17 protein-coding genes and 1 tRNA gene are annotated in these 23,672 nt (G+C 66.6%); 12 read left to right on the plus strand and 6 right to left on the minus strand.

What is annotated here, in order from left to right:
• The first annotated feature begins 8 nt into the window (after positions 1-8).
• The gene (locus AC3DET_RS17450; protein ID WP_488392441.1) at positions 9-3,731 is read left to right on the plus strand and encodes a TonB-dependent receptor; all 3,723 of its coding nucleotides are present in this window, start codon (positions 9-11) and stop codon (positions 3,729-3,731) included.
• 74 nt (positions 3,732-3,805) lie between these two features.
• Here the strand turns inward: AC3DET_RS17450 and AC3DET_RS17455 are convergent, their stop codons facing one another.
• Together AC3DET_RS17455 and AC3DET_RS17460 are read right to left on the minus strand one after the other, a co-directional pair.
• On the minus strand, positions 3,806-6,463 hold the full coding sequence (locus AC3DET_RS17455) for a serine/threonine-protein kinase (RefSeq protein WP_488392442.1): 2,658 nt from the start codon (positions 6,461-6,463) through the stop codon (positions 3,806-3,808).
• A gap of 130 nt (positions 6,464-6,593) precedes the next feature.
• Positions 6,594-6,670: transfer RNA gene (locus tag AC3DET_RS17460), tRNA-Arg, on the minus strand.
• A gap of 99 nt (positions 6,671-6,769) precedes the next feature.
• Here AC3DET_RS17460 and ubiA point away from each other — a divergent pair.
• Together ubiA and AC3DET_RS17470 are read left to right on the plus strand one after the other, a co-directional pair.
• Positions 6,770-7,684 (plus strand): 4-hydroxybenzoate octaprenyltransferase, encoded by a 915-nt coding sequence (gene ubiA, locus AC3DET_RS17465; RefSeq protein ID WP_488392443.1) that lies wholly within the window; start codon positions 6,770-6,772, stop codon positions 7,682-7,684.
• Between the two features lie 108 nt (positions 7,685-7,792).
• Complete coding sequence (locus AC3DET_RS17470) at positions 7,793-9,538, plus strand: hypothetical protein (RefSeq protein WP_488392444.1); 1,746 nt, start codon at positions 7,793-7,795, stop codon at positions 9,536-9,538.
• A 15-nt stretch (positions 9,539-9,553) separates the two neighbouring features.
• Here the strand turns inward: AC3DET_RS17470 and AC3DET_RS17475 are convergent, their stop codons facing one another.
• Positions 9,554-10,258 (minus strand): ComF family protein, encoded by a 705-nt coding sequence (locus tag AC3DET_RS17475; RefSeq protein WP_488392445.1) that lies wholly within the window; start codon positions 10,256-10,258, stop codon positions 9,554-9,556.
• A gap of 61 nt (positions 10,259-10,319) precedes the next feature.
• Between AC3DET_RS17475 and bioB the strand changes: the two genes are divergently transcribed.
• The 4 genes from bioB to bioC all read left to right on the plus strand — a co-directional run bounded on the left by bioB (position 10,320) and on the right by bioC (position 14,452).
• Positions 10,320-11,396, plus strand: a complete 1,077-nt coding sequence (gene bioB, locus AC3DET_RS17480; RefSeq protein WP_488392446.1) for a biotin synthase BioB — start codon at positions 10,320-10,322, stop codon at positions 11,394-11,396.
• Between the two features lie 126 nt (positions 11,397-11,522).
• Entirely contained in the window at positions 11,523-12,722 is a 1,200-nt protein-coding gene (gene bioF, locus AC3DET_RS17485; protein WP_446539488.1) for an 8-amino-7-oxononanoate synthase, read from the plus strand.
• 60 nt (positions 12,723-12,782) lie between these two features.
• The gene (gene bioH / locus AC3DET_RS17490; protein ID WP_446539489.1) at positions 12,783-13,559 is read left to right on the plus strand and encodes a pimeloyl-ACP methyl ester esterase BioH; all 777 of its coding nucleotides are present in this window, start codon (positions 12,783-12,785) and stop codon (positions 13,557-13,559) included.
• Positions 13,556-14,452, plus strand: coding sequence for a malonyl-ACP O-methyltransferase BioC (gene bioC, locus AC3DET_RS17495; RefSeq protein WP_446539490.1), 897 nt, complete (start codon positions 13,556-13,558; stop codon positions 14,450-14,452). The genes bioH and bioC overlap by 4 nt, the downstream gene beginning before the upstream one ends.
• A gap of 56 nt (positions 14,453-14,508) precedes the next feature.
• Here bioC and AC3DET_RS17500 read toward each other — a convergent pair whose 3' ends face one another.
• The 3 genes from AC3DET_RS17500 to AC3DET_RS17510 are packed head-to-tail and all read right to left on the minus strand — an operon-like array spanning position 14,509 to position 16,552.
• Entirely contained in the window at positions 14,509-14,937 is a 429-nt protein-coding gene (locus tag AC3DET_RS17500; RefSeq protein ID WP_192203294.1) for a ketosteroid isomerase-related protein, read from the minus strand.
• A gap of 47 nt (positions 14,938-14,984) precedes the next feature.
• Complete coding sequence (locus AC3DET_RS17505) at positions 14,985-15,593, minus strand: YdcF family protein (protein WP_488392447.1); 609 nt, start codon at positions 15,591-15,593, stop codon at positions 14,985-14,987.
• Positions 15,590-16,552, minus strand: coding sequence for a pyridoxal-phosphate dependent enzyme (locus tag AC3DET_RS17510; RefSeq protein ID WP_488392448.1), 963 nt, complete (start codon positions 16,550-16,552; stop codon positions 15,590-15,592). The genes AC3DET_RS17505 and AC3DET_RS17510 overlap by 4 nt, the downstream gene beginning before the upstream one ends.
• Positions 16,553-16,689: 137 nt before the next feature.
• Here AC3DET_RS17510 and AC3DET_RS17515 point away from each other — a divergent pair, with 137 nt between their 5' ends.
• The 5 genes from AC3DET_RS17515 to AC3DET_RS17535 all read left to right on the plus strand — a co-directional run bounded on the left by AC3DET_RS17515 (position 16,690) and on the right by AC3DET_RS17535 (position 23,572).
• Positions 16,690-17,370, plus strand: coding sequence for a hypothetical protein (locus tag AC3DET_RS17515; protein ID WP_446539493.1), 681 nt, complete (start codon positions 16,690-16,692; stop codon positions 17,368-17,370).
• 457 nt (positions 17,371-17,827) lie between these two features.
• Positions 17,828-19,717 (plus strand): tRNA uridine-5-carboxymethylaminomethyl(34) synthesis enzyme MnmG, encoded by a 1,890-nt coding sequence (gene mnmG / locus AC3DET_RS17520; RefSeq protein ID WP_488392449.1) that lies wholly within the window; start codon positions 17,828-17,830, stop codon positions 19,715-19,717.
• Between the two features lie 512 nt (positions 19,718-20,229).
• Positions 20,230-20,982 (plus strand): class I SAM-dependent methyltransferase, encoded by a 753-nt coding sequence (locus AC3DET_RS17525; RefSeq protein ID WP_488392450.1) that lies wholly within the window; start codon positions 20,230-20,232, stop codon positions 20,980-20,982.
• A gap of 123 nt (positions 20,983-21,105) precedes the next feature.
• Positions 21,106-22,191: a GNAT family N-acetyltransferase gene (locus tag AC3DET_RS17530; protein WP_488392451.1), complete on the plus strand. Its 1,086-nt coding sequence runs from the start codon at positions 21,106-21,108 to the stop codon at positions 22,189-22,191.
• Positions 22,172-23,572 carry an FAD-binding oxidoreductase gene (locus tag AC3DET_RS17535; protein WP_488392452.1) on the plus strand — a complete coding sequence of 467 codons (1,401 nt, stop codon included), beginning with the start codon at positions 22,172-22,174 and terminating at the stop codon, positions 23,570-23,572. The genes AC3DET_RS17530 and AC3DET_RS17535 overlap by 20 nt, the downstream gene beginning before the upstream one ends.
• The last annotated feature ends 100 nt before the right edge of the window (positions 23,573-23,672 follow it).

The following is a 23,672-nucleotide window of genomic DNA, read 5'->3' on the forward strand; positions in this document are numbered from 1 at the left end:
GGCGTGTCATGAAGAAGCGTATGAAGATGAAGCTGCTGGATGTCACGCTGATCAGTCTGCTGGCGGGCACGGCCCCGCTGGCGGGCGCCCAGACGGATGCAGGTACGCAGGCGGCGAAGGATCGTGCCGACGGCATGGCCACGCCGGTGGACTGCAACGCCGAGACGTGCACGGGAGAGGAGGGACTGCTGTTCCGCCTGAGGACGCGCAGCTACGACAAGCCGGTCACGCGGGAAACGAGCGAGCGCTCATCGTCGGAAGCCCTCCAGCCGGACCGCCGCGTCACCGTGGCGATGGAGCAGCCAGGCAAGGCGACCGCCGTGGGCAAGTTCTCCATCGACCTGCCGGGCGGAGGCGTCATCTGGGCGACGGAAGATCCCACGCTGGGCCAGCCCGAGCTGTCGGTGTCCGCGCCGTCGGTGGTGGCCTTCGATGGCGAACGCATCACCAAGCCGGTGCAGTTCTATGCGCGCGGCAACTACCCGGCCTTCATCAAGCGTCTGGAGATCTCGCTGTACCGCAGCAGCGACGGCGACCTGATCGAGCCGATCGCCACCATTCCGATGGAGGTTGCAGCGGTCAGCAGTGTGGAATGGGCGGGCGTGCTGCCGTCGAAGTACCCCTTCCGCAAGGGTGACGAGCTGGTGTACGTGCTGCGCGCCTACGGGGACAACGACAGCTTCGACGAAACCCATCCGCGGACCTTGCAGCTGGTGTCGCCGGAAGAAGCCGAGCGCGGTACCAACCTGCTGCGCGACAGCGTGGAACGCTCGCTGGGCAGTGCGTTGAGTGGCGAGCAAGCGCAAGCGCAGAGCCTGCTGGGCGACGTGTTTTCCGAGAATGGTCTGCGCCAGCAGAACATCGCGATGTATGGCTCGCGCATCCGTATCCAGGGTCGCAACATTCCACAGTCGGCATCGCTGACGATCAATGGCGAAAGCTATCCGGTCGACCAGGAACGCAAGTTCGTCGCCGAGTATCTCGTGCCCGTCGGGCGGCACCGTTTCGATATCGGGTTGAGTGGCGAGAGCGCCGGAGGCAAGGATTCGGCCACGGGCTCCCACACCCTGGACGTGGACGTCACCGGACGCTACTTCTTCGGCGTCGGCCTGGCCGACGTCACCATCGCGCAGAACAAGGTCAGCGGTTCGGTTGAGCCGTTCGCCAATGACAGCCGCTACGAGGATGATGTCATCAGCGACGGTCGCCTGGCGTTCTACGGCAAGGCCAAGTATGCCGGCAAGTACCTGGTGACCGCGCAGGCGGACACCACCCAGCGCGACCTGGATCGACTGTTCAACGGATTCACCCAGGCCGATCCGCAGGACGTGTTCCGCCGGCTGGATCCGGACCTCTATTACCCGGTGTATGGCGACGATTCCACGACCTATCGTGACGTGGATACGATGGGGCGCTTCTACCTGCGCGTGGACTGGGACAAGAACCAGGCGCTGTGGGGCAACTACAGCACCGGCATCACCGGCACCGAGTACGCACAGTACCAGCGCTCGCTGTACGGCGCGGCGTTGAACTGGCGTTCCATCGCGACCAACCGCTGGGGCGACCCGGGAACCGAACTGCGCATGTTCGGCTCGCAGGCTGAAACGGCACCCGGCCACAACGAATTCATCGGCACGGGCGGCAGCCTCTACTACCTGCGCCACACCGACCTGCTGCCGGGCTCGGACATCGTGACGCTGGAGATCCGCGACCTGACCACGGGCCGCACGGAAAACCGTGTGGTCCTGCAGCGTGGTGCGGATTACGAGATCGACGAACTGCAGGGCCGCATCCTGCTGACGCGCCCATTGACGCAGATCACCCGCGAGAACATTCCCACGCTGACGCGCGACACGCCGCTGGACGGCTTCGAGCAGCGCCTGATCGTGGACTACGAATGGGTGCCGTCCGGCTTCGATGCCGACGACGTCACCGCCGGCTTCCGCGGCAAGCACTGGTTCGGCAACCATGTGGGCGTGGGTGCCACCTACGTGCAGGAGAACCGGGCGGGGCAGGACTACACGCTGGCCGCCGGGGACCTGACGCTGCAGGCGGGCAAGGGCACCTATGTCAAGGCCGAGTACGCGCAGACCGAATCATTCGGTGCGCCGGTGTTCTTCTCCGACAACGGTGGCCTGAGCTTCATCCAGCAGAACAACACGGCCATGTTCCGCGAGGGCGAGGCCAAGTCGCTCGAAGCCCGCGCCAATTTCAAGGAACTGGGCTGGACGGAACAGGACTGGAGCGTGGGGGCCTGGTGGCGCAATGCCAGTGCCGGCTACTCGATCTCGCGCTACGACACCGGCCGTCCGGTGACCGAGTATGGTGCCGAGCTGCTGGGCCAGTTCACCCCCAATCTGGGCCTGTACACGCGCTACACGCGGGCCGAGAGTGGTGCGGAATCACTGACGCAGGCGCAGGCTACGCTGGAATGGCGCATCAATGATGCCAGCACGTTCAGCGCCGAACTGCGTCGTGTGGATCAGGAAAGCACGTCGACCGACGTCGCGGGCACGCTGGGCGCACTGAAGTACCAGCATCGCTTCGGAAGCACGCTGGAACTGTACGGTGTCGGTCAGTTCACGCTGGATGACGATGGGGGCCAGTACGCCGACAACAACGCGCTGACGTTGGGCGGCAAGTACCTGTACGGCAACCAATCCTCGGTCGGCGCGGAAGTGACCACCGGCGACCGTGGCGAAGGCGCCACCGTGTCGGCGGAGCATCGCCTGACGGCCGAGCATTCCGTGTACGGCGCGTACACGTACTCCACCGACACCACGGCCTACGATTCGCTGTTCACCCGCAATGCGCAGAATGGCTGGACGCTGGGCCAGCGTTGGCGCTTGTCCAACCAGGTCAACCTGTACAACGAAAGCCAGTTCCTGAAGGAGCGCAACGAGTCGGGCCTGGCACACACCTTCGGCATGGATTTCTATCCGGCCCAAGGCTGGAACATGGGCTTCACGCTGTCCGATGGCGAGCTGACGAATTCGAGCGGCGGCAATGTCGATCGTCGCGCGATCAGTGTGTCCGGCGGGCGCACCTCACCGGATACGGACTGGCAGAGCAAGCTGGAGTGGCGCGAGGATTCCGGTGCGGAGCAGCGCGAGCAGTGGGTCAGCACGAATCGCCTGACCCACAAGATCAACGAGAGCTGGCGCATCGCCGCACGCTTGAACTACGCCGATACCGACGACCAGCTCAATCCGTTGGCAGGCGCGAAGTTCATCGAAGGCAACGTGGGCTTCGCCTACCGCCCGTGGAACAGCCAGCGCTGGGGCCTGTTCGGCCGCTACACGTATCTGTACGACCTGGCCACGCTGGGCCAGCTGGGTGGGGCGGAGTACGACCAGAAGTCGCAGATCCTGTCGTTCGAGGGCGTTTACAAGCCGGATCAGCACTGGGAGTTCGCCGGCAAGCTGGCCCGTCGAGAGGGCGAGGTGCGGATGGGGCGCGGCACGGGTGCGTGGCTGGATTCGGCGACCACGTTCGCAGCGGCGCAGGTGCGTTACGACCTGCGCACGCAGTGGCACGCGCTGGCCGAGTATCGCTGGCTGGACGTCGACAACGGCGGCACGAAACAGGGCTTCCTGGTGGGCGTCGACCGCGACCTCAACAAGAATTTCCGCGTCGGCGTGGGCTACAACTTCACCGACTTCAGCGACGACCTGACCGACTTCGATTACGACCACAAGGGTTGGTTCCTCAACCTGGTCGGAACCTACTGACCTCATCACGGGCGAAGGATCGCCCGGCAGCGTCGTCCGGCGCGCGCATGCCCACGCGTTGGTGAGCCCGAGGCCTAGGGGCCAAGGGCTGTCGGTGCGCTATCGGATGTATCCGGCTGGTAGTTCCGCACCAGCGACTGGCGGATATGCTTCGTCAGCGCGTGACTGGTACCCAGGTGGCGGCTCGCTTCCACCAACGCATCCTGCAGCAGGGTTTCCGCCTGCTGCCTGTCATCCAGGTTTGCAGGCCTGCTGTGGCCGGCCCGCTGGATCAGCGCCTGCGCCAGCCAGAACTTGGCGGCGGGGGAGGGCTGGTGGTGCTGACGGGTGGCGTGGACAACCTCCTGCAGCAGGCCAATGGCCTGCGCCAACGAGGCACTGGCATCGGCGTCTGACTGACGGCCCGCAGCCGCGATGAGCGCGCGGCCCTGTTCTTCCTTGGCTGCGAGCGTAGCCTGGTGGCGCGGGCCGAGCATCTGCTCCAGCAGTTGGGAGGCCTGGCTGGCGAGTGCGAGTGCACTGGCTGGATCTTCGTGCAGCCGCAGACGGGCCTCCAGCATCAGCAGGCGTGCGTACTCGGGGTGTCGCGTTCCGTAAGCTGCGATGATCGCTTCGCGCACCTTCTCTACTGCGGCGGGTTGGATGGCCTCCCCGCCGGACTGTTGGTACTTCACTTCCAACTGCAGTCGTTCGCTGCGCACAGTGTCCGGATGCGTCGACCCCAGTCGCTGGCGGCGCGAGGCCAGCAGTGATTCCGCCAGCGCGCCGGCTTCTGCATGACGCGCCTGCGACAGCAGCAGGGACAAGCGCGCTTCGCGGGCATTGTCTGCCAGCGCGGGGGATCTCGTGCCTGCCTGGTCGATGGCGCGTTGAAGGTCGCGGGCGGCCTCGGGCAGGTTCAACGGCTGCAGGTGCCATTGGCCGCGCAGGATGAGCAGTTCGACGCGGGTGTCGAGCGCAACGCGTGAGGGCATGCCGGCGGCAGTTTCCTGCGCGAAGTTCAGGGCATCGAATGCAGCGTCATATTCCGACAGGCCCCAGTTCGCGCGTGCCAGCTCCGTCAGCAGGCCGAGCGTGGTCATGTCGGCGGTCGGGCGTGTCGAAGTCGCCTGCTCCAAGCCCCCTGCGGCCACCTCGCGCGCTTCGGCATGGCGGGACTGGAGGTTGAGCAGGGTAGCGAGCATCGCCTGCGTATCGGACTGGTGCACGCGATCATCCGCCAACAGGAGATTGGCTTCACCGGCCAGCGCAAGCGCATGCTCATAGTCGCCGAGCAAGGCGTAGCTGCGGGCCAGCGACGCGAGGGCTCGTGCCTTGATGGCGGGGCTGGACTGCAGCTGGAGTTCGCGCAGGTGCGCTTCGGATTTCTCGAGCAGCTGCCGGGAGGAAGGGCGAGCTTCGGCGAGTCCCGAGAGAGTTGCCGCGCCCAGTGTCTGTTCGAACAGGGCGGACACCGCCTGCATGTCACGCATCTCCTGCCGGTCGCGAAGATGGAACCATGCCAGCACGCTGGCGCCGGTCGCCGCAACCACGATCACGCTGACGGCCAGCACGCTGGCGAGCGCATTGCGTTGCAGGAAACGCTGCAGGACGTAGCGACGGCCACCTTTGCGCGCCGCCACCGGCCGCCGGCTGAGCCAGCGATCGAGGTCGTCGGCCAAGGCGCCGATGCCGGCATAGCGTTCGTCCGGCGAGACAGCGACGCACTTCAATGCAATTGCATCCAGGTCGCCCTGCAGGCGCCTGCACAGCTGCCGGCTGTTGCCGCACTTGCGCTTCCAGGCGACGTCGGCGGATGCCGCGACCGCCAACCCGGAGGGCGCGCGCACCGGTGTTGCTGGCTGCGCGACGAGGCCGGCATGCAGTGGCGGCAGTGGGCACGGCCAATCCGCGACCAGCAGCTGATACAGCACCACGCCGATCGAGTAGATGTCGCTGGCCGCGGATGGTATCCCGCCCGCGAGCACTTCGGGCGAGGTGTAGCCATGGGAGACCGCGATCCGTGGGGGTGAGGCGCCACCCCTTCCGTCTATGACGGTGGAGAGACCGAAATCGAGCAGATGGACGCGTCCGTCCGTCGATACCAGCATGTTGCCGGGTTTGATGTCCTGGTGCAGCACGCCGTGCGCGTGCGCGTACTGCAGTCCCTGGCACGCCTGCAGGAGCAGCGCCACGCGCTCGTGCAGTGTCAGACGTTGCTGGTCGGCCCAGAGATCGATCGAGATGCCATCGACCAGTCGCATCGCGAACCAGGGCCGACCATCTTCCTCGACGCCGCCGTCGAGCAGGGCGGCGATGTGGGGATGATCGAGTTGCGCGAGGTGGTTGCGTTCGCGCATGAAGGCATCGATCAATGCCGGTGAGGACATCTCGGCACGGATGCATTTGAGTGCGACCCGCTTGTTGTACTGCCCGTCGACGCGACTGGCTTCGTAGACCGTGCCCATGCCACCGGTCCCCAGCACGCCGTCGATGCGCCACGGTCCCAGGCGGTTGCCGATGCGCGACGAGGAAAGGTCGGCATCGTCGTGCTCCGGAAGACCGATGAGGGCGTCGAACGCGGTGCTCTGCAGCGCGTGCTCTGCGGCGTCGGCGACCAGCAGCCTGTGCAGGGCATCGTGCAGTGCGGGGTCGCTTTTCCTGAGCCGTGCCAAGGCAGCGCAACGCTGCGACGGTGTCAGATCGACATACGCGTCGAACAGTTCAAGCGCGCGGGCCGCTAGGTCGGACATCGGTGACATCGGGGAAGGACACGGCGTCAGGTGCCACGAAGGCAGGATGCAGTGGATGCGCGAGCGGACCGGGACCCATCGCGGTGAGGGTAGCGCTTTCGTGGCCCCGCGCGTCGATGCCGCGGAGAAATGGCGCGCCTGGAGGGATTCGAACCCCCGACCAATGGCTTCGGAAGCCACTACTCTATCCGGCTGAGCTACAGGCGCACGGGACGGGCATTCTAGCCGCAAACCGGCAGGTTGGCCCACTTCGACGTGCAGGCGGGGGAATCGGGGGCTGGCGGCGGGCCTGCTACCCTTTCCGACATGACATACGAGCGTTTTGAAGCGGCTGCAGTACCGCGCTGGCGCGAGCGCCTGGGGCAGTACTGGAAACTGGTGCGCGGCGATCGTCCGATCGGCGTGTTGCTGTTGCTGTGGCCCACGTGGTGGGCGCTGTGGCTGGCCTCCGATGGGGTGCCGCCGCTGTGGACGCTGTTCGTGTTCACGGCCGGGGTGTGGCTGACGCGCTCGGCGGGTTGCGTGATCAACGACTACGCCGATCGCTGGCTGGATCCGCAGGTGGAACGCACCCGCGATCGCCCTCTCGCGACCGGGGCCGTCAGTGGGCGTGAGGCGTTGCTGGTGTTCGCCGTGCTGATGCTGGTGGCCTTCGGGCTTGTGCTGACGTTGAACAGGCTCACAGCCTGGCTGAGCGTCGTCGGCGTTTTCCTGGCGGCGAGCTACCCGTACCTGAAGCGTTACACCTACCTGCCGCAGGTCTACCTGGGGCTCGCCTTCGGCTGGGGCATCCCGATGGCGTTTGCCGCCGTGCAGGGCGAGGTGCCGCCGGTGGCGTGGGTGCTGTATGGCGCCAACATCCTGTGGGCCACCGCCTACGACACCTGGTACGCGATGGTGGACCGCGAGGACGATATCCGGGCGGGGTCCAAGTCCACCGCGATCCTTTTCGGTGATCTTGATCTGGTCATCCAGGGCGTCCTGTATGCGCTGGTGCTGTTGGCCTTGTACCTGGTGGGAAGACAGGCGGCCCTGGGGCCTTGTTACTGGGCGGCCCTGGGAGTGGCCACGTTCCTGGTCGCGTGGGAGTTCGTCATGGCCCGCCACCGGGGACGGGAAGCATGCTTCCGGGCGTTCCTGCACAACAACTGGATAGGCGCGGCGATATTTGCCGGTCTGGCGCTGGATCTGTCGGTTCCGGGGGGCTGGTGGTCTTCATGATCCGCCGCGAAAAGCGTGATAGTTTTCTCATTTCCAAAGGGTGACATCACGTAACGCGCGACCATGGCGAAACATGACAGGGGGGCGGGAATCGCAGGATTCCCTTCGATGAAGAGCGGGCGTTGGCTGGCGGGTATGTTGCTGGTCCTTTGCCTGGGCAATGCGGCCGCCCAGACGGTGCGCTGGGAGGACTACCGTGGCAATTCGCGTGTCGGGGCTGTCTACACTGGCCCGGCGGGTCGCCCCACGTTCGCGAACAACACCGGTACCGGCGCGGACCGGCTCAATGCATTGCGTGCGATCGCCGCGAACGCCGCCAATGCCGTGCGTACCGGCACCGCGACCGACATCAACTACCGGCAGGCGGATTACAACCTCTGCAACCTCGACAGTGCAGTGGCCAGCGCCACGTCCTGCGGCCTCCAGGCCATGGGTCGAGTGTCATACGCGCTGATCCAGTTCCCGCAGGCGGGCACCTACAACCTCAGCGTTGCCCACGACGACAACGTCGAAATCGGGCTCTCCAGCGATTACGCCAACACCAACTACCGTTCGGCCTCGTATGACGTCCCCGTGGGGGTGGTCAACGACTGGACGACGGGCGAGACCACGTACGCCACGCTGGGCAGCTTCACCGCGACGAATGCGAACAGCTGCGCGCTGGTGCGCGTCTACTGGCTCAACCATGGCGGCATCAACTTCGCTCGCCTGCGCTGGACGCTGCCGGGCGGCGGTACCGCGATCATTCCGGCGACTGCGTTCCGCGATCCGGGCGCGGCGGCCAGCGCGACCGGCTGCAACGGTTCCATCACCGGCAACGGCACCACCATCACCTTGAACAAGGCGCTGGGCGCCCCGCGCGCCGACGCGAGCGACCAGTTCACGGTCCAGATCGGCACGACGTCGGCGGCGGGCACCGTGCGCGAGGCCACCACCTCCGGCAGCGGCGTCGGTCAGCAGGCGAGCACCGGTGCGCTGCCCGTCACCACGGGCACGACGTATTACCTGCGTGACGTGATGGTGAGCGGGAGCGCGTCCACACTGGCGGGTGCCTATACCGCGTCGATCAGCTGCACCCGCAACGGCGTGGCGTTCACGCCCGCGGGCGCGGCCCCGACATGGAACGTCACGCCCGCCGCCAACAACCAGATCGTCTGCACGATCACCAACACGGCGCGGCCCATCCTGCGCCTGAGCAAGGAACTGCCCGACGGTCGCCTGCAGGCCACGGACCAGTTCGCGCTCACCATTGCCGGAACCGGTGCAGGGGCAGACGCGGCGGTGACCACGACCGGCGCCACCAGCACGCCCGCGCAGACGGCGATCGTCAGCCCCGCCACGGCGGGCAGCAGCTACACCTTCGCCGAGACCGGTGCAGGGGGTGCGAACCTGGCCGACTACACCACGACCTATGCCTGCACCAACGCGCGCAGCGGTGGCCAGGCGCCCAGTGGCAGTGCTGCCTCGTTTGCGATCACGCCGGTGGCGGGCGACCAGCTGGCCTGCCGCTTCCGCAACGTGCGGATTCCACGTGCGGACGTGTCGATCAGCAAGGTGGCCACGCCCGGCGCCGTCACCTCGGGGGATGTCGCGACCTTCACCCTGACTGCCATCAACAACGGTCCCAGTGCGGCGGATGGCATGCGGATCTTCGATACGCCCGGCAGCGGCCTGGCCTGCGCCGACCCGGGCCCCACGGCCAGCTGCGCCGCTTCCAATGGCGCACTCTGCCCGGGTGCCACCGTGCCGGTGGCCGACCTGCAGGGTGCCGGCATACCGATTGCCAGTTTTCCGGTGTCGGGCCAGATCGTGCTGACCCTGCAATGCCGGGTCACGGCCACCGGCGCGCCCTGACCTGCGGCGTGCCGGTCACGGCACGCGCGCGCAGACCCACGCATCCACGCGTCGCACGCCTGCCCTGAGCAGCGCGTGCGCGGCGGCGTGCAAGGTCGCGCCGGTGGTCATCACGTCGTCGACCAGCGCCACATGACCGGGCAGTGATGCAGTGTCTCGTGCGGTGAATGCACGGGCGAGGTTGCGCCGCCGCTGTTCGGCGTCCAGTTCCGACTGCGCATGTGTCGACCGAGTGCGTTGCACCAGGTCCGCACGAAGGGCAAGGCCGAGTGCGGTGGCCAGCGGGCGGGCGAGTTCCAGCGCCTGGTCGTAGCCCCTTTCTCGCAGGCGCAGTGCATGCAGCGGCACAGGCACGATCGCCTCCGGCCTCGGCGCGGAAGCGAGGACACCGACCATCAGCTCCGCCATCAGTTGCCCGGCGGCCAGGTCGCGGTGGAACTTGAAGCGCGGGACCAACCGGTCCAGCGGAAAGCCGTATACGAACACCGCCCGGGTGTGCGTCAGCACGGGAGGCTGCCGCAGGCAGTCTCCGCATTCGCCGGGGACCGGCATCGGCAATCCGCAGCGGACGCATGAAGACCTGTTCCATGGAAGCTGTTCGGTGCATGACGCGCACAGATCGACGCCGTTGGCGCCACGTTCGCGGCAGACCAGGCAGCGTGGGGCGAGCAGCAACGTGCTGGCCCATCGATAAAAGCCGTCAACTTTCAGAGCATCCATGCGGTTGACAGGGCGCAGCCCGGTTTCCAGACTTCCCCGACTCTAATTCCCCAAGGCCACCATGTCCTCTCACATTTCGAGCGATGCGCCGGTGCTGCGCCACGACTGGCAGCGCGAGGAGCTGTTGGCCTTGTTCGACCTGCCGTTCCCGGAGTTGCTGCACCGGGCATCGGCCGTGCACCGCCGTCATTTCGATCCCGCCGAAGTACAGGTCTCGACCCTGTTGTCGGTGAAGACCGGCGGATGCCCGGAGGACTGCGCGTACTGCCCGCAGGCCCAGCGCTACGACACCGGCGTGAACGCGCAGAAACTGATGGATGCCGAACGGGTGCTGGCGAAAGCCGCGCAGGCCAAGGCGGCCGGTGCGTCGCGCTTCTGCATGGGCGCGGCCTGGCGTTCGCCGAAGGACCGCGACATCCCGAAGGTCGCCGAGATGATCCGTGGAGTGAAGGCCCTGGGCCTGGAAACCTGCGCCACGCTGGGCATGCTCAGCGGTGAGCAGGCACATGCGCTGAAGGACGCCGGGTTGGACTACTACAACCACAACCTGGACACTGCGCCGGAGTTCTACGGCGACATCATCCACACGCGCGAGTACCAGGACCGCCTGGACACGCTGTCGCATGTGCGCGATGCCGGCATGAAGACCTGCTGCGGCGGCATCGTCGGCATGGGCGAGTCGCGTGACCAGCGCGCCGGCCTGCTGCAGGCGCTGGCCAACCTGCCCGCGCATCCGGACTCGGTGCCGATCAACCGGTTGGTGCAGGTGGCGGGCACCCCTCTGCACGGGACGACCGAACTGGATCCGTTCGAATTCGTCCGCACCATCGCGGTCGCCCGCATCGCGATGCCGGCCTCCATGGTGCGGCTGTCGGCGGGACGCGAGGCCATGAGCGACGAGCTGCAGGCGCTGTGCTTCCTGGCCGGCGCCAATTCGATCTTCTACGGCGAGAAGCTGCTGACCACCGGCAACCCCGACACCGAGCGCGACCAGGCGCTGTTCGCACGCCTGGGGCTGCGGCCGATGAGGGTGCAGGTGGAAAACGTGCACGAGCATCACAGAACCGATGCCCCGGGCAGCGGTACGGTGCATGCCGACATCACCCACCCTGCGCCGCACTGCGGCCAGGCGGCGTAGTCGGGGGAACGACAGGGGCAGGACGAAGGCCATCACGCCGGCGCGGGCATCGCGGACCGGCGCGTCGGCGTCGCTGCGTCCCGGCCGCATCCGCCGACGCGATCCTCCGTATCCGGTGCCGACACCATGACCCGCCCTGACCTGCACGACCGCATCCTTGCCCAGCGCCAGCAACGCGTGGCGCTGGCCCGCCAGCGCACACGCCGCATCGTCAGCCGGCGCGACGGCGTGCGCGTGGAGGTCGATGGCCGGTGGCTGACCGAATTCAGCAGCAACGACTACCTGGGCCTGGCACAGCAGTTCGAAGTGACCAATGCGCTGCAGGACGCCGCTGCGCGCGAAGGCGCGGGCGCGGGCGCATCGCATCTGGTCAGCGGCCACCACGCCGCCCACGAAGGACTCGAGCGCGACATCGCGGAATGGCTGGGTTATCCGCGTGCGCTGTTGTTCGGCAGTGGCTTCCTTGCCAACCTCGCCGTGCAGCAGGCCCTGCTGGAAGACGGGGACGTCTGTGTGCAGGACCGGCTCAACCACGCCAGCCTGCTCGATGCGACGCGGCTGGCGGGTGCCAGGCTGCGGCGTTACCCGCACCTCGACCCGGAAGGCGCATTGCGCCAGCTCAAGCTGCAGGCGGACGGCGCGGCGATGCTGGTGACGGACGGTGTCTTCAGCATGGACGGCGACACTGCGCCGTTGCGTGCGTTGAGCCTGGTGGCGCGCATGCAGCAGGCATTGCTGTTCGTCGACGACGCGCATGGCGTCGGCGTGCGCGGGCCGGACGGCCGCGGCAGCGTGGCGGAAGCCCGGATGGGCGTGGCCGACGTGCCCCTGCAGCTGGTCACGCTCGGCAAGGCGCTTGGCGGTTATGGCGCCGTCGTCGTGGGCGAAGAGATCCTGATCCAGCATCTCGCCGAAACCGCACGCCCCTACATCTACACCACCGCGCTGCCGCCGGCGCTGGCGGCGGCCAGCCGCGTCGCCGTGAAGCACGCCCGCCGCGACCACTGGCGCCGCGAGAAGCTGCAGTCGCTGGTGGATCGCTTCCGCAGCGGGGCCCAGCGCGCGGGCCTGCAGTTGATGGCTTCCGAATCGCCGATCCAGCCGGTGCTGTGCGGCAGCGACGCCAATGCGCTGGCCCTGTCCGCCGCGCTGGACAGTGCCGGTTACCTCGTGCCCGCCATCCGCCCACCCACCGTGCCGGACGGCAAGGCGCGCCTGCGCATCACCCTGTCCGCCCTGCACTCGCCGCAGGACGTGGATGGACTGGTGACGACGCTGGCGCGCTCGTGGGATGCGGTACAGCGCGTGCACGGCGCCGTCGCCTGACGCGACGCGCCATCCCGTCTGCGTGATCCCGCTCCGGGCGGGATCGGCGACAATACGCACATGCATATCGAATCCCTCGGCAACGGCCCGTCCCTGGTGCTGCTGCACGGTTGGGCGCTGCATGGCGGGGTGTTCGCACCGCTGGTGCAGCGGCTGTCCGACCGCTACACCCTCCATCTCGTCGACCTGCCCGGCCATGGCCACAGTCGTGGCAGCGACGTCGCGCTGACGCTGGACGCCACCGCCGATGCCATCCTCGCCAGCACGCCGCCCGCAGTGTGGCTGGCATGGTCACTGGGCGGATTGTTCGCATTGCAGGCCGCCGCGCGGTCGCCGCACGTGCGCGGACTGGCGATGGTCGCCTCCACTCCGCGCTTCGTTCGCAGCGACGCATGGACGCACGCGGTCGATGCCAGCGTATTCGCGCAATTCGGCACCGACCTGCGCAACGACTACGCGGGCACGCTGGAGCGCTTTCTCGCGCTGGACACCATGGGCTCCGAACATGCGCGCAGCGAGTTGCGCACGTTGAAACACGATCTCTATGCGCGCGGCGAACCCGCACCCGAAGCGCTGCAGGCGGGCCTGCAATTGCTGGAGCAATCCGACATGCGCGCGACGCTGCCCGCGCTGTCCGTGCCCAGCCTGTGGCTGGCCGGTCGCCGCGACCTGCTGGTGCCGTCGAAGGCGATGCATGCGGCGGCAGCGCTCGCGCCGCAGGCGCACTTCGTCGAGATCGCCGGGGGCGGGCACGCGCCGTTCCTGGGGCATGCCGACCGGGTGGCGGAAGAAGTCGACCGCTTCATGCAGTCCCTCACGCATGAGGTGGCGGCATGACCACCTTCGATCAGCGCCATATCCGGCGCGCCTTCTCGCGCTCCGCTGCCGGTTACGACGCGGCGGCGGCTCTGCAGCACGAAGTGGAAAAGCGGCTGATGGAGTCGCTGGACTATTTCACCCTGCGAAGAGGGCAGGACGCCGCAGCGCCCAGCGTGGTGCTGGACGTGGGGTGCGGCCCCGCACACGCGGCGGCGGCGATGCGCAAGCGCTGGCCGAAGGCGCAGGTGGTCGCGCTGGACCTGGCGTTGCCGATGTTGCGCGAAGCCAAGAAGCAATCCGGCTGGTGGAAGCCGTTCCAGCGCGTGTGTGCCGACCTGCGCGCATTGCCATTGGCCGAAGGGACGGTGGACGTGCTGTTCTGCAATCTCAGTCTGCAATGGGTGGACGACCTGCCTGCCGCATTCAACGGGTTCCGCCGCGTGCTGAAACCCGGCGGGTTGCTGGTGTGCTCGACCTTCGGGCCGGAGACGCTCCAGGAGCTGCGCGATGCCTTCGCGCATGCCGATGCCGTGCCGCATGTCAGTCCATTCCCGCAGATCGCCCAGTTCGGCGATGCGCTGATGATGGCCGGTTTCCGCGATCCGGTGCTCGATCGCGACCGCTTCACCCTGACCTACGACGACCTGCCGGCCCTGATGCGCGAGCTGCGCGCGATGGGCGCGACCAACGCCCTGCAGCATCGCCGGCATACGCTGACCGGGCGTGCGCGGTTCACTGCCGCTGCCAGCGCGTACGAACCGCTGCGGCGGGCAGACGGCAAGCTGCCCAGCACCTGGGATGTCATCTACGCACACGCCTGGGCGCCGCCGCCGGGTGCCCCGATCCGCGGGCAGGGAGAAGACATCGCGGCGGTACCGCTGGCGAAGATCCCGATCAGGCGCAAGCTGTAGGAGCGGCTTCCGCCCCGATCGCGCGCATCCGGCGCCACCGGGCGCACCCTAGGGAATCAACCGCCGACCTGTGCGATCCAGTCCTGCAGGTTGTAGTAGTTGGTGACGCGCGCGATGCGGTCGTCGCGGATATCGAAGAACGCACCGCCCGGCAGCATGTACGTCTGGCCACTCGCGGCTGGCAGGCCCTCGTCGGTGTGGTGGTATTCGCCATGCACCACGTATTCGGCGGCGGCATGCTGGCCGTCCTGCGTGACCAGTACCACGATGTCGCGCAGCTGTTCGCGGTAACTGGCATTCATGCGGCCGAGGAAGGCGGCGAAGGCGTCGCGCCCGATCTCGCGCGCGCCCTGGTTGAGGTCGTGCACCACGTCGTCTGTCAGCAATGCCAGCATGCTCGCCCAGTCGCCGCGATTGAACGCGGCGTAGTAGCTGAGGACGAGTTCGGTGGCGCGATCCTGCCGGCGCGTGCCGTCGATCTTCATGGTGGATTCCCGGGGGGAGGGCGACGCGCCGATGATACGCCAGGCCTTCAGCGTGGCAGGCGGTCGCGATGGAAGAAATAGACTTCCTGCAACAGGAAGCGCCAACGCGTGGCGAACGTGCGGAAGCGGCTGGTCGGCGTGGGCGAACCGACGGCACGGATGCCCAGGCCGCGACTGATCCGCAGGGCGCGCGCCATGTGCAGCGGATCGCTCACGATGATGACGCTGTGCAGGTTGTGTTGCTGCATCAGCAGGGAAGCCTGGCGCAGATTCTCGTGCGTATTGCGTGACAGCGACTCGATCAGGATCGCTTTCTCCGGCACGCCCTGGCGCAACGCGTAGCGGCGCGCGACCTGCGATTCCGAGAAGCGCGCGCCCGAGCCGCCGTAGCCGCCGGTGAAGATCAGTGTCGGCGCCATGCCACGCTTGTACAGATCGATGCCATGGCGGATGCGCTCCTCGAACACGGGCGATGGCTTGGCGTCGTAAGCGGCGGCACCCAACACGATGATCGCATCGGCGCGCGCCGCATCGTCCCGCTGCCCCACCCACACGATGTAGGCCGCCACACACACCAGCCACACCAGGGCAAGCAACAGCAGGCGCCACATCCAGGCCGCAAGGCCACGCTTTGATTTGCGCCGCCGCGTGCTCATGCCGCTGCCTCCCAGGGAAGCGCATCCAGGTCGACGTTGCCGCCGGACAGGAGCACGCCGACCCGCTGCCCGGCAAAGCGCTCCCGGTGCCGCAGGATCGCCGCCAATGCGATGGCGGACGAAGGCTCGACCACCAGCTTCAGGCATTGCCACAGCAGCCGCATCGCGGAGAGCGTTTCGGCATCGGGCACGGTCAACGCCTCCACGGCATGCATGCGCAGCAGGGTGAAGTTGGGTTCGCCGAGCGCACCGCGAAGGCCGTCGCACACGGTGTCGGGAACAAAGTCGACCCGTCGCTCACCGGCCGCCAGCGAATCGGCGGTATCGGCAGCCCCTTCCGGTTCCGCACCGAAGATGCGGCAGTCCATGGTCGTCGCGGCAGCGCTTATCGCGGTACCCGAGAGGAGTCCACCGCCGCCGACCGGTGCGACCAGGGCATCCAGCGGGCCGTGAGCGTTCAGCAATTCCAGCGCTGCCGTGCCCTGGCCGGCGATCACGTGCGGATGGGTGTAGGGATGGATCAGGCTGGCGCCGGTTTCGGCCTGCACCCGTGCAGCCGCCGCTTCGCGGGCGGCTATCGTCGGCGCGCAGGTGTGCAGGTGGGCGCCATAGCGGGTGATGTTGGCCAGTTTCGCGGCATTTGCGCCCTCGGGCACGACGACGTGGCACACGATGCCGCGCGTCCGTGCCGCCAGCGCGAGCGCGGCGCCGTGGTTGCCCGAGGAATGCGTCACCACGCCACGCGCTGCCGTCGCGTCGTCGAGCGCCCAGACCGCGTTGCAGGCGCCGCGGAACTTGAACGCCCCCGTCCGTTGCAGCGGTTCAGCCTTGAAATGGAGCACGCAGCCCGCCAAGGCATCCAGTGCGCTGGAGTGCAGGACGGGAGTGGTGTGTGCGTGGGGGGCGATACGGGCGGCAGCGGCGAGGACGTCGTCGAAGGTGGGCAAGGGCATCGGCATGCAGAAAGGTTAACGCATCGTCCGTCCATCAGACCTGTGTTGACGGGCTTTCCGCGCCCGGACGGAGCCGGAGGGGTTAAGCACTGATTCAATGCGCCGGGCAGATGCTGCAAAGGCAGAGTAACGGGGGTTCCGCCATGAAGCGCACATCTCTTTTCGCCATCGCGTTCGCCAGCTTGGCCCTGGGCGGCTGTGCGACCTATGACTACGTGGGTGATACCGCACCGGGTGGCTATTACCACGGTCGGCCCAGCACCCAGTACTACGATCCCTACGGCGGCTACTACGGTGGCGTCGGGTCGTATGGTGGGTATGGGTATGGCGGACCCTATCGCTACAGCAGCTATTACGGCTATCCGTACTACGGCTACTACGGCTCCCACTACCCCTATTACCCGCCGCACCACCATCCCCGGCCGCCGCGTCCCGGCGACAACACCCCCAAGCCGCCCGGCAATGGAGGAAGTGGCAACCGGCCGCCGCCGTGGCGGGACCCCACCGGTCGCTGGCGTGAAGGCGGTTCCCAGCCGATGGTCCCGAATCGTCCTGGCCAGGTCATCCCTTCCCCCAGCCAGCCGCGCGTGGGTGAAGGGGGTTATCGCCCGCCCCGCGTGATGCCATCGCCCAACCAGCCACGCATGAGTGAGGGTGGCTATCGTCCTCCCCGCGTGACTTCTTCGCCCTCCGCGCCGCGTGCGGTCGAGCGGCCGCAACAGCGCATGGAGCGCCCGGCACCGGCCAGAGTGGAGCGTCCCGCGCCGCCGCCGCGACCGTCATCCGGACGCTCGGAGAATGCCACCCGTCAGCTGGAGCGCTGAAACAGCCCCCTGACGGGGTTCTTCCGTTGCTTTCCCCTCGCCGTCGTCGCAGGCTCCGAACAATCAGTTGACCGGTTGCGTCGCTTTCTGACGTAAGCGGCAATAAAGGTTCAATGTCGACGTCCGGTGGGGAAATCTGGATCCCCCCTGTTCCGGCCCTGCCGGGCGTCGGCGCCTCTGCAAAAAGCCCGGCAATGCCGGGCTTTTTCTTGTCTCTGCTATCCTGCGCGCATAAAAAAGGGGCCGGTAGTCCCCCGACTACCGGCCCCTCGGCATCCCCGGCGTGCGCATGGCTGGCCCCTGTTCCAATTACCAGCCCGGCGCCCCTGGTCGCTTGCCACGACGGGTGCACGGGAATACAGCAGGAAGCGTGCCAACTTTGCCCTCCCGGCATGCCGGATCCGCCCGACCCAATCCCATTGCCTGTCGACATCCGCGCAGGTACCGGACTCCCACGATGAATGCCAGCTTCCACCACTACGACGTCATCATCATCGGCGGCGGCCATGCCGGCACCGAAGCCGCATTGGCCTCCGCGCGAGCCGGCGCACGCACGCTGCTGCTGACCCACAACGTGGAAACCGTGGGTGCGATGAGCTGCAATCCAGCCATCGGCGGCATCGGCAAGGGGCACCTGGTCAAGGAAATCGACGCGCTCGGGGGCGTGATGGCATGGGCGGCCGACCGGGCCGGCATCCAGTGGCGCACCCTCAACGCGTCGAAAGGGCCTGCCGTGCGCGCCACGCGCTGCCAGGCCGATCGCGCCCTGTACCGCAGCGCGATCCGGCGCGCCGTGGAAGCGCAGCCCAACCTGACCCTGTTCCAGGCAGCCGTCGATGATCTGGTCATCGAGAACGACACGGTGCGTGGCGCGATCACCCAGACCGGCCTGACCTTCCATGCGCCTGCGGTCGTCCTGACTGCGGGCACCTTCCTCGCCGGCAAGATCCACGTGGGCGAAACCCAGTACGCCGGTGGTCGCGCGGGCGATCCGCCTGCCACCGCGCTGGCGCAACGACTGCGCGAAGGCGCCTTCCTCGTGGATCGCCTGAAGACCGGCACGCCGCCGCGCATCGATGGCCGTTCGCTGGACTATTCGGTGATGGAAGAACAGCCCGGCGACGATCCGCTGCCGGTGATGTCGTTCATGGGCGACGTGGCCGACCATCCGCGCCAGGTGTCGTGCTGGATCACCCACACCAGCGAACAGACGCACGAGATCATTCGCGGCGCCTTGCATCGTTCGCCGATGTATTCCGGCCAGATCGAAGGCATCGGCCCGCGCTACTGCCCGTCCATCGAGGACAAGGTGGTGCGCTTCGCCGAGAAGGCCAGCCACCAGATCTTCGTCGAGCCCGAAGGCCTGGACGTCACCGAGATCTACCCCAACGGCATTTCCACCTCGCTGCCGTTCGATGTGCAGCTGGCGCTGGTGCGCAGCATCCGCGGCATGGAGCGCGCGCACATCACGCGGCCGGGGTATGCCATCGAATACGACTTCTTCGATCCGCGCGGCCTCATGGCCTCGCTGGAAACCAAAGCGGTGGCCGGCCTGTTCTTCGCCGGGCAGATCAACGGCACCACCGGGTACGAGGAAGCTGCTGCGCAGGGACTGCTCGCCGGCCTCAATGCCGCGCGCTTCGTGCAGCAGAAGGAGGCCTGGTCGCCGCGACGCGATGAAGCCTATCTCGGCGTGCTCGTCGACGACCTGATCACACACGGCACCAAGGAGCCGTATCGCATGTTCACCAGCCGTGCCGAGTATCGGCTGCAGCTGCGCGAGGACAATGCCGACCTGCGCCTGACGGAGACGGGTCGCACGCTGGGTCTGGTCGACGATGCGCGTTGGCAGCGCTTCGAGGCCAAGCGCGAAGCCATCGCGCGCGAAACCGGCCGCCTGCGGGCGCTGTGGGCCACGCCCGCGAATGCCCTGGGCCGCGAAGTGGCCGACACGCTCGGCGTGCAGGTCAGCCGCGAGACCAACGTGCTCGACCTGATCAAGCGTCCGGAACTGGACTACGCCAAGCTGGTGGCCGTGCCGTCGATCGGCCCCGGCGTGGAGGATGCGCGGGTGGCCGAGCAGGTGGAGATCGGTGTGAAGTACGCCGGCTACCTGGACCGCCAGCGCGACGAGATCGAACGCCAGCAGCGCAACGAATCCACGCCGATCCCAACCGGCTTCGACTTCGCCAGCGTGCGTGGCCTGTCTGCCGAAGTGCAGCAGAAGCTGGAGCGCGTGCAGCCCGAAACCATTGGCCAGGCCCAGCGCATTCCCGGCATGACACCCGCCGCCATTTCATTGCTGCTGGTGCACCTGGAGCGCGCGCGGCGCACGCGGGTGGCGTAACCCGTTGCGTTCCGTTGCAGGAGCGACGCAAGTCGCGATCGCACGCGTTCCGATTTCCAGAACAGGGTCATTCTCGACCGATGGCGCACTGTCGCCGAGAATCTGCGGTCGCGACTTGCGTCGCTACAGTGAGCGCCCATGCCTCGTTGGGGAGTCGCGTCTTCCGTAAAGCGCTTCGATATCTCGAATACTTCATCCAGGCGCCGCAATCGGATTGAATCGCCCTGGCTCCGGTGACCATCTCCAAGCCGCACATCCCGCCCGGATGGAATCCCTGCACGTTGTGGCCTGTGAAATTCCAGGGAGGGTTCATCGATGACCATCGTAAACACGTGAAGCGGCGCATTCGAGGTGAGCAGTCGAGTAACCAGAGTTACTTGCTGCATGCCGCTTCGCGATCGAAGATGAATTTTCGATGATTCACAACGGACATCACGGTTTAAAAACGCCGCGTTGCCCAGCATTCGCACCGCTGCATCGGGGTACACAACCTAAGCGCAAAGGAGTGGCACGTGAGCAAGGAATCGGCGAACCAGTTCGATCAGCTTGGCGCTCTCTACGAAGATCTGGCCACCTGGCCATTCCGCGAACACATCGAGACACCCAGCGTCAAACATGCGCTGGGGTCGCTCGCGGGACTGGATGTGGTCGACTACGGATGCGGCAGCGGATTCTACGCACGCACCATGAAGGCCGAAGGCGCACGCCGTGTCGTGGGATACGACCTGGCGGACGGCATGCTCGACGATGCCCGCCGCGTGGCGGAGCGCGACGGCGTGCCCATCGAGTTCCGCTCGAGACTCGGGCCGGAATGCGAGGGTGCATTCGATGTGGTGCTGGCGGTTTATGTGCTCCCCTACGCGACAACACGCGCAGAACTGGATCAGATGTGCGCCGAGATGATGGCGCCGCTTCGTCCTGGCGGGAGGCTGATCGCCCTGCCGATCCACGCGCGCTTCGAACCCGATCCCGGCTACTACGCGGCATGCGGGTTCACCCTGACGCCGGATGATCCGCAGCACCCGTACGAGGAGGGTGGGCGCTTGCGTCTGGATCTGCGTTACCGCCAATACGACGCGAGCGTGTATGCCTGGTACTGGTCCGAGGATGCCATCAGTGCCGCCCTCGGCAAGGCGGGCGCGACCGCCATTCGATGGGCGAATCCGGCGCTCGATGAGCGATATGGCGCGGCCGACGTGCCACAAGCGCTCCAGGCGTATGTCGAAAAGCCGCATGCATCGATACTCCAGTGCCGCAAGTCGTAGGGGCCGGCGCCTGCTGATCGCCTGATCGTCCGCGCCATCTGTTGACCCGGTATCGCGTTGGCCCTGCGGGCTGTGGCCCGCTGCCGGACGAACGGGGTCGATGTCTTCATCGGGGGAGCTCCGATGTCCATTGAAGTCGAACTCAGGCAGTCGATCGATGCCGTCGAAGAGGAGGAGTATCAAGCCTTCTTTCGAGCGAGCGGAGCATCGTTCTTCTACGACCGGCGATTCCTGTACGCCGCCGAGCGCTCACCGTTGCTGCCCGTCAATGCCACCTACTATTTCCTGGCAAGGGACGAGGGGAGGCTCGTCGCGTTCCTTCCGGCCTATGTGCAGGCAGTCGATTCCGTCGATCCTTTCGGTCTGCTTGCACGCACGGCCGGCATCGCCGGTGATCGCGGCCAGCAGGCACTCTTCAGCCATGTCATGCACTGCTTCGACAGCAAGGTGGTCTGCGTCCCGGGCACATCCGCTCCCCGGGTCGTGGTGGCGGCGCTGAAGCGGCTGGCATCCGATATCGGCGTGCACTACGTCGGCCTGCTGAATGTGGCAGAGGCGGATGCACTGAGGACGGCTGCCGGCGAGCAGTTGATGATCCGTCACCTCGTCGACAGGTACTACCTGGACCTGACCCGACTCGGCAGTTTCGATGAACTGGTTCAGACGCTTCCCAAAGAGGGGCGCCATGAGATGACGCGCCAGCTCAGAAAGTTCGATGCAAGCGATGGGACCGTGGCCGTCATCGGCCCTCCCTTCGATCACCGCCTCGAAGCACTGACGTCGCTGTGCCAGCAGACAACGGCGAGGAACGGTACGCCGAAGTATTTTCCGGCCGACGCACTGGCGCGCTTCGTCAGGATCTGTGGAGATCTGGCGCGCATCGTCCTCGTTGAAGAGGAGGGTGCTGTCGTTGGCGGCCTGGTCTGCTTTCTTGACAGGGGCGTCTTCTGCATCTGGTCTGCGGGCATGCGCTATGACCTCGCGGCCTACAGTCCCTACACCGTCAGTTTCGCCTGCGCATACAGATGGGCGCTTGCGCACGGCATCGAGACCATAGAAGCGGGTCGCTTGAACGAGCGCATCAAGGTCCGGCTCGGACTCAAGCCGCTCCCCCTGTACTCGGCGACCAGCGAGGTCGTGTGCGCGACACCGAGTCTCCCCAACGAAGGATGCTCACCAGGAGCGAGCCATGGAACTGCTTCACTCTAGGATCAGGCCAGACGACTTCCGTGCATTCTCCCGGTGCCTGGATGGAAAAGTCCGGTCCCGGCATCATGCGGAGTATGCGGGCTGGCATTACGGCGCAGCGTGGAATGGACGGGGATTCGAACGATATCCCGAGTACATCGTCCGCGCCGCTTCGATCTCCGATGTCGCAAGGACGATAGCTTTCGCGCGATCCCATAGCCTGGCGGTCGGGGTGAAAGGCTCGGGACACAGCTACTCCGGAAGCTTCTTTCAATGCGGAGGCATTCTGCTCGATCTGTCGTTGCTCAACGACCTCGAGATCCACGCCGAGCAAGGTACTGCCGTCCTGGGCCCTGGTGTTACCAGTGCGCAGTTGAGCCGCTCATTGGCCGCCCATGAACTTGCCTTTCCGACCGGCCATGGCGGCGGTGTGGGATTGAGTGGCTTTCTACTCGGGGGCGGGCTCGGGGTGAACTGCGATGCCTGGGGAGGCATGAGCACGTTCAATGTCCAGGCGGTCGACGTGGTCACCGCCGACGGCCAGATTCTGCATGCCAACGCGCATCAGAATGCCGAACTGCTGTGGGCCGCACGGGGGGCGGGTCCCTGTCTCTTCGTCGTGGTGGTCAGGTTCTATATCAAGTGCTGGCCTGCGCCGAAGAAGATACTGGCGCGCAACTATCGATTCGATCCGAAGCACCTGGCCTCCGTGCTGCTTGCATTGTCGGGACGCGCTGCGGACAAGCGCATGCAGGTGATGGTGGCGCTTTCCGGTGATGCGGACCTGGCCGCATCGCTCAGCGCGACGTCGTTCTGCGGTGACCATGATGAAACCAGGCTGCTGCATGCCGACCTTCTCTCGGCAGTCGCCGCGTGGACGGGCAACGAGTTCGACGAGCAGGAGCTTCGCGGATTCCAGTCCATCTACGACAAGACGGACGAAGCCATGGTGTCCAAACGCTATCGTGCAGACAATGTCATGACCGATGACGCGGAGACGGCATCGCGCGTGCTGCTCGCCCGCTTCGGTGAGCGGCCGTCGCGCGCCACGTTCTCGTTGCTGATCCACCGTCCGGCGCATCACTACCCGGATGCTGCCTTCTCGGTCGGGGGGAAGTTCTTCATCTCGACCTACGCGCAGTGGAACGATGCGGACGCGGACGCGTCGAATCGCGACTGGTTGAAGGCGCTCTATGACGAACTGTCCCCGTCTTCGGCCGGACACTACATCAATGAAATGGACCTGGAAGAGCGGGCCGGATCGGTATCCAGGTGCTTCTCGGCCGAAGCGTGGAGCCGCCTGCAGGCACTGAGGCGCCGCTACGACAGCGAAGGCGTCATCCCCGGCATACAGCACCCGCCCGCCAGGTCATCAAGCAGGATCCCGCCGGGAGAGGCATAGCGGGTGGGGCGTCTCGTTCCCGGGGTGGGATCACCCTCGGGTCGGCGCCAGAGGATCCATTGCCCGTTCGCCCGACTCCGGATGGATCGTGCCGTTACAT

It is taken from the genome of Pseudoxanthomonas sp. 97-1-1 (assembly GCF_057773125.1).

What these genes read in the sequence shown, in the direction of transcription:
- AC3DET_RS17450 (WP_488392441.1), top strand. Translation starts at nt 9, where the DNA reads ATGAAGAAGCGTATGAAGATGAAGCTGCTGGATGTCACGCTGATCAGT.
- AC3DET_RS17455 (WP_488392442.1), bottom strand. Translation starts at nt 6,463, where the DNA reads ATGTCCGACCTAGCGGCCCGCGCGCTTGAACTGTTCGACGCGTATGTC.
- ubiA (WP_488392443.1), top strand. Translation starts at nt 6,770, where the DNA reads ATGACATACGAGCGTTTTGAAGCGGCTGCAGTACCGCGCTGGCGCGAG.
- AC3DET_RS17470 (WP_488392444.1), top strand. Translation starts at nt 7,793, where the DNA reads ATGAAGAGCGGGCGTTGGCTGGCGGGTATGTTGCTGGTCCTTTGCCTG.
- AC3DET_RS17475 (WP_488392445.1), bottom strand. Translation starts at nt 10,258, where the DNA reads ATGGATGCTCTGAAAGTTGACGGCTTTTATCGATGGGCCAGCACGTTG.
- bioB (WP_488392446.1), top strand. Translation starts at nt 10,320, where the DNA reads ATGTCCTCTCACATTTCGAGCGATGCGCCGGTGCTGCGCCACGACTGG.
- bioF (WP_446539488.1), top strand. Translation starts at nt 11,523, where the DNA reads ATGACCCGCCCTGACCTGCACGACCGCATCCTTGCCCAGCGCCAGCAA.
- bioH (WP_446539489.1), top strand. Translation starts at nt 12,783, where the DNA reads ATGCATATCGAATCCCTCGGCAACGGCCCGTCCCTGGTGCTGCTGCAC.
- bioC (WP_446539490.1), top strand. Translation starts at nt 13,556, where the DNA reads ATGACCACCTTCGATCAGCGCCATATCCGGCGCGCCTTCTCGCGCTCC.
- AC3DET_RS17500 (WP_192203294.1), bottom strand. Translation starts at nt 14,937, where the DNA reads ATGAAGATCGACGGCACGCGCCGGCAGGATCGCGCCACCGAACTCGTC.
- AC3DET_RS17505 (WP_488392447.1), bottom strand. Translation starts at nt 15,593, where the DNA reads ATGAGCACGCGGCGGCGCAAATCAAAGCGTGGCCTTGCGGCCTGGATG.
- AC3DET_RS17510 (WP_488392448.1), bottom strand. Translation starts at nt 16,552, where the DNA reads ATGCCGATGCCCTTGCCCACCTTCGACGACGTCCTCGCCGCTGCCGCC.
- AC3DET_RS17515 (WP_446539493.1), top strand. Translation starts at nt 16,690, where the DNA reads ATGAAGCGCACATCTCTTTTCGCCATCGCGTTCGCCAGCTTGGCCCTG.
- mnmG (WP_488392449.1), top strand. Translation starts at nt 17,828, where the DNA reads ATGAATGCCAGCTTCCACCACTACGACGTCATCATCATCGGCGGCGGC.
- AC3DET_RS17530 (WP_488392451.1), top strand. Translation starts at nt 21,106, where the DNA reads ATGTCCATTGAAGTCGAACTCAGGCAGTCGATCGATGCCGTCGAAGAG.
- AC3DET_RS17535 (WP_488392452.1), top strand. Translation starts at nt 22,172, where the DNA reads ATGGAACTGCTTCACTCTAGGATCAGGCCAGACGACTTCCGTGCATTC.